This is a genomic window from Pseudonocardia sp. (assembly GCF_025465255.1).
GTDB lineage: Bacteria > Actinomycetota > Actinomycetes > Mycobacteriales > Pseudonocardiaceae > Pseudonocardia.
Map to the genome: position 1 here is coordinate 1 of NZ_JAODNI010000093.1, position 5,188 is coordinate 5,188.

3 protein-coding genes and 2 pseudogenes are annotated in these 5,188 nt (G+C 65.4%); 4 read left to right on the forward strand and 1 reads right to left on the reverse strand.

Annotation, left to right across the window (positions count from 1 at the left end; all coding sequences use genetic code 11):
• The 4 genes and pseudogenes from JWP64_RS10580 to JWP64_RS10595 all read left to right on the forward strand — a co-directional run.
• Positions 1-186 (forward strand): annotated as a pseudogene (locus JWP64_RS10580) (cytochrome ubiquinol oxidase subunit I); the annotation flags it as partial.
• A 1,719-nt stretch (positions 187-1,905) separates the two neighbouring features.
• A complete protein-coding gene (locus JWP64_RS10585; RefSeq protein WP_297495376.1) occupies positions 1,906-2,052 on the forward strand; it encodes a hypothetical protein in 147 nt (48 codons plus the stop codon).
• A gap of 89 nt (positions 2,053-2,141) precedes the next feature.
• The gene (locus JWP64_RS10590; RefSeq protein ID WP_297495379.1) at positions 2,142-4,055 is read left to right on the forward strand and encodes an ABC transporter ATP-binding protein; all 1,914 of its coding nucleotides are present in this window, start codon (positions 2,142-2,144) and stop codon (positions 4,053-4,055) included.
• Positions 4,052-5,011, forward strand: a complete 960-nt coding sequence (locus JWP64_RS10595) for a serine/threonine-protein kinase (protein WP_297495382.1) — start codon at positions 4,052-4,054, stop codon at positions 5,009-5,011. Before JWP64_RS10590 ends, JWP64_RS10595 begins: the two co-directional genes overlap by 4 nt.
• A gap of 32 nt (positions 5,012-5,043) precedes the next feature.
• Here the strand turns inward: JWP64_RS10595 and JWP64_RS10600 are convergent.
• Positions 5,044-5,188 (reverse strand): annotated as a pseudogene (locus JWP64_RS10600) (IS701 family transposase); the annotation flags it as partial.

Consider the following 5,188-nt stretch of genomic DNA (forward strand, 5'->3'; position numbering starts at 1 on the left):
CGGCACAACTTCACCGAGCTGCCCCGGATCCGCTCCGAGCGCCCCGCGTTCGAGCTGCACTACCCGCACCTCGTCGAGCGCATCCGCGAGGAGGCGCACGTCGGGCACCGGGCGGCGCCGTCCGAGGCCCTCGCCCAGGGCGTCAGCCACGAGACCCAGCCGAACGAGGATCCACGTTCACGCTGACGTCGGGTGAGGCGTTGGAGGATCTGTCTCGCCTGCAGCTTCCGCGACCACACAGCCGCAGCGCGTGGGCCCGACACCGCCGTACATCGACTCAAAGTCGGCGTCCAGCCGCCCGGTCCGGGCTATCACTCGGACCGCGCTGCGGGTCCAGGCCCAGCCCACGCCCGCCGAGCTTCGAGCACCTCGACATCGGGGCTCGTGGAGCACCAGCTATGCGGCCATCGCGGATGCTTTCCACCCCGGGATGACCCACCGCCGCGTGCCGGCCAGCGGGTGTGGCACGTACAAGCCCTGACGGAAGGCCCGGGCGGTGGCCAGGGCCAGGGTGCCCAGCTTGGGGCCGGATGCCCTCCAGGGGAACGCGGCGTGCCCGTGCCCGCCGCCGCGCAGGCTCGATGACCCCCGGGACGCCCCTGGAGTCCCAGGAATCCGGGATGGTGCGCCACGAAGTGCGCGCGCAGCATGGCCGTCGTCTCGAAGACGGCGGAGGGCGCAATGCGGGTCTTGTTCACACTCCTCCCGGGCACCGGCAGCCTCCATCCGCTGCTGCCGCTGGTGTCTTGATCGGCAATAAGGGTCGCGTTAGAATTCGTGATCTCTGCAAGGTGTCAAAGCCACTGTAGAAATTGCAGATCTGATCGATGCCTCCTCCGATATATGTCGATTTGAGATGTTCGGTAATCCGAATCACGCGGTGGGATTTCGGACTCGCGCACCAGCTGCGCGACGCTGTTATGGAGCTGCAACGGCGTGGTCTGCGGTGACAATGCCAAGGTGAACGCCACCGCGAAGCACACGCTCGATTGCCCCTTACACGTGGAGGCCCTGCTCGGTGATAGAAGACTTCGGCAGCAGGTTTAGTCGCTTCGGGTAAGTCGGGGGACGGCTCCCCTGAAGCGCGCGAGAAGGCGTGGGAGGCGCTTCCGAATGAAGTTGCCCAGGTCGCAAGAAAGCTCGCCCCCTCTGCGCCGGTAGTCCTCGACTACACGGACGCGCTCGCTCCTCAGATCAGCGGGCCCGGTGGGCCAACTCGCGGTGGATCACCGTACCGGCGTCTCTATTGGACACAACAACGAGACCGCGGTGACGGGTGGCGCACAAGCTCGGGAAGATCAGGCTTGAACCCTGACTGCGATAGCTGCAGCACGCCGCCGCGGCTCGCCCGGGCGCTGAGACGGTTCGTCGCTACGTCACACCGGGCTCGCCGTCACGGGGCACTTGTCGGCGTACCGTGATGTGCATCGAGGTGTTGTCGCCGTTGATGACGCCGGCACAGCCGTTCATGACGACACTGGACTGACGGACGGCCCACCCGGGGGTCAAAGAACGGCGCAGGGCCGGCGCGGCCTACTGGCGAAACTCGACGGGCCCTCGAAGTACGACATCCGCCGCCCACTGCCACCTACCGGCATCAATCTGCCTCTGAGCAATTCGCCAACTTGGTGGAACTGTTACACCCGCTCGCCACAATTGTTGGCCAACACCAATCAACAGCCAGAGGCACCGGCAGTCGGCCACAAAATCCGAGTTACGCGGTTCCCCTATCCCCCGAAACCACTGAAGGCGATTTGACTCCTCCATAATTACTACATCCATGGATGTCCTAAGATCGGCCTTCTGGCGGAGAATTTTTGGGCCACGTGCCTTCTTGTGTCGAATCCACGCTGAGCGTACCTTCGGCTCCGTCGGTTTCTCGATTTCGACGATGGAGGAGATCAGATGTTCGACGTACTGAGGGCGGCAATCGGCGGACGGCCTAGCCGAGAGGGGGAGTGGACCTCGAGCGGCCACAAGAAGGAGAACGAAACCGATCCCAGCAAGGACCACACCAGCCCCGGCGATGAGCACAAGGAGAACGACCACTAGAGGTGCGTGACGCGCCCGACAAAGTCACTACCACCCAGAGGCGGCTTCACCTTCGGGTGAAGCCGCCTTCGTCATAGAGCGAGAAGACCGTGAGCGTTCTCGGCGCGCCCCGCTTCGTCCGTAATCTTCTCCAGGGGTCCTTCAACCTTCCCCTCTCGGAGAGTGGCGAGACGGTTGCGCAGGCACCGGCTGTGCCCGTCCGGGATATCGTGCGCCGTTTTTGGCCTTACACCCGCTCCCAGCGTCGTTGGTTGCCGCTGCTGATCGTTCTGTCCGCAGTGTCGCCACTCTTCGAGGGCGGAGAGCTGTGGGTGTTCAAGCTGCTCATCGACGACGTGTTGGTGCCGGGCGACTTCGGTGCCTTCGGGCCGATTGCGCTCATGTTCGTCGGCCTCACCGTCGGCCGCGGTTTGTTCTCCATCGCGCAGAGCCTGCTCTCCACCTGGTTGAGTCAACGGTTCCTGCTGTCACTGCGCACGTCGTTCTTTCGGCACCTGCAGGGGCTGTCGCTGGACTTCTTCGAGAGACGCCAGCTCGGAGACATGCTTTCCCGGCTCACCGGGGACATCGCGGCCATCGAAGCCTTCCTCCTGTCCGGACTGACGAGCACCGTGTTCTACGTCCTGCGACTGGTCATCTTCACCTGCGCGCTACTGATTCTCAACTGGCAGCTCGCTCTCATGTCGTTCGCCGTGCTGCCGTTATTCTGGCTGCTTTCCCGGCGCTTCTCCCGGCTTCTCAAGCTCGTATCACGGGAGAAGAGGCGCCGCACCGGGTCGATTACTGCGGCTGCCGAGCAGAGCCTCGGCAATGTGATGCTCGTGCAGGCTTGCAACCGGCAAGACTGGGAGGCTGAACGGTTCCATCAGGAAGGTGTACGTAAGTATCAGGCGGAGATGGCCTCCACTCGGCTACGCGCGGCGTTCCGCCCCCTGATCGATCTCGTCGAACTCGGTGGCGCGTTCATAGTGCTGGGGATGGGTGTATGGGAGTTATCCACCGGCCACCTGACGCTCGGTGGGTTACTGGTGTTCCTCACCCTTCTCAGTCGGATGTACAGCCCGGTCCGCGGGCTGAGCAGCCTCACCAATTCGGTCTACTCGGCCTCCGCCAGCGCAGAACGCGTCATCGAGTTCCTCGACCAGTGCCCAGCCGTTCCCGACGCCCCGGACGCCGAGTCGCCGGCCCGGGCGGCCGGCCTCGTCGAACTCGATCACGTGAGCTTCCGCTATCCGGGAACGGACTGCGACGTCCTCCACGACGTCTCGGTGCGAGTGATGCCGGGACAGACTCTGGCTCTGGTCGGCCCGAGCGGCGCCGGCAAGTCGACGGTGGCCAAGCTGCTGCTGCGCTTCTACGACCCCGATACCGGTCACATCCGCCTCGACGGCCGCGACCTGCGGCAGCTGCGACTGGACTCGCTGCGCGACAACGTTGCGGTGGTGCTGCAGGAAGTACTCATCTTCGACGGCACGATCCGGGACAACATCGCTTACGGCCGGCCGGACGCCGGCGAGGAGGAGATCGTCGCGGCCGCCCGGGCCGCGGACGCGCACACGTTCATCGCTGCACTGCCGGACGGCTACGACACGGTCGTCGGACAGCGGGGACGGCGGCTCTCCGGCGGCCAACGGCAGCGGCTTGCGATCGCTCGGGCGATGGTGCGAGACGCCCCGGTACTACTGCTCGACGAGCCCACGACCGGCCTCGACGCGGCCTCGGGGCAGCGCATCCTCGCCCCGTTGCGCCGCCTCATGGACGGCCGAACCACCGTCGTCATCTCCCATAACCTGCTCACCGTGCAGGATGCCGACGTCATCGTCGTCCTCGAACGGGGCCGGGTGGTCGACAGCGGAACCCACGACGATCTTCTCGCGAGGAACGGCACGTACGCCCGGCTCTACCGCCTGCACGTTCCTCAGCCAGGAGCTTCGGGAGGCGCCCGCTGCGGCGTCGAGGCCCTGGCGGACGGGCCCACAGCCGAATCACCGAGGGCGATATGAGCATCAACGCGCGGCACGCCATTATGGACCGTCCCGGTTCTCGTCACCGGTCCACCGACGCAGTCACCGCGTTCCACCGCAGCGGCTCCGACAGCGACGACGACCGTGACACGCTGCTGGCGACTGCGGCCCTATTGGCCTCGGGCTACATCGTCATCGACCTTCTCGGACGGAGTCGGGTGATGCACGTCTTCGAGGTCTGGAGCCTGGAACGCGATTGCAGTTGCGTGGCGAAGATGGTGCGTCATTCGCGGCAGCCCAGCAGCTGCCTGCTCGAGCAACTGCTCAATGAGGGGCGGTATCTCCAGTCCTTTGCTCATCCGCACCTGGTCCGCGCTTACGAGACCTTGGAGGAACCGACCGCCATCGTGATCCTGGAGGCCTTGCCCGGACAGACCCTGGACTACATCATCCGAACTATCCGGCGGCCCATGCCCACGAGGAGTCTTGCCCTACTTGGCCTGCACTTGTGCTCGGCCGTGCACTACCTGCACCGCCACGACGTCTTGCATCTCGACCTGAAGCCATCAAACATCGTGTGCAGCCACGGCCTCGCCAAAGTCATAGATCTCAGCGTGGCGGCGCCACCGGGGCCGGTGCGCGCCGGATGTGGCACCAGGGGATACCTATCGCCGGAGCAGGCCCGCGGAGGCGTGACGACAGCGGCCGCCGACGTCTGGGGTATCGGCAGTACGCTGTGTGAGACGGCCACGGGATCACGGCCTTTCGAGCCCGAAGATCGCACGGAGCGCTATCCACAGCTAAAGGGCCGAGCCCCTTCGATCCGGACCCGTCGGCCACGGCTCCCGCGCAGACTCTCGACAGCCATCGACACGTGCCTGGAGCCGATCCCGACCGACCGGCCGACCGTCGCCGAACTGGTAACGGTACTGAGCGGTCTTGTCCCGGATGAAGTCGTCCCCCATACACGGTCAGTCGAACAGTATCCGCTGTAATCAGGGCGTTGTGTCCTTGTCGTCGGGGCATTCACCTGGCAGTTCTCCACCCGCCCGGCGGTGCCCGAGTACTGCCGCTGCACCCCGTCCGGCGACACCTCACCCGCGCGCTCGGCCAGGGTCCAGCCGTTCTTCCGTTCCAGGCCCGCGACCAGCCCGGACACGTAGGCCCGCACC

What these genes read in the sequence shown, in the direction of transcription:
- JWP64_RS10585 (WP_297495376.1), top strand. Translation starts at nt 1,906, where the DNA reads ATGTTCGACGTACTGAGGGCGGCAATCGGCGGACGGCCTAGCCGAGAG.
- JWP64_RS10595 (WP_297495382.1), top strand. Translation starts at nt 4,052, where the DNA reads ATGAGCATCAACGCGCGGCACGCCATTATGGACCGTCCCGGTTCTCGT.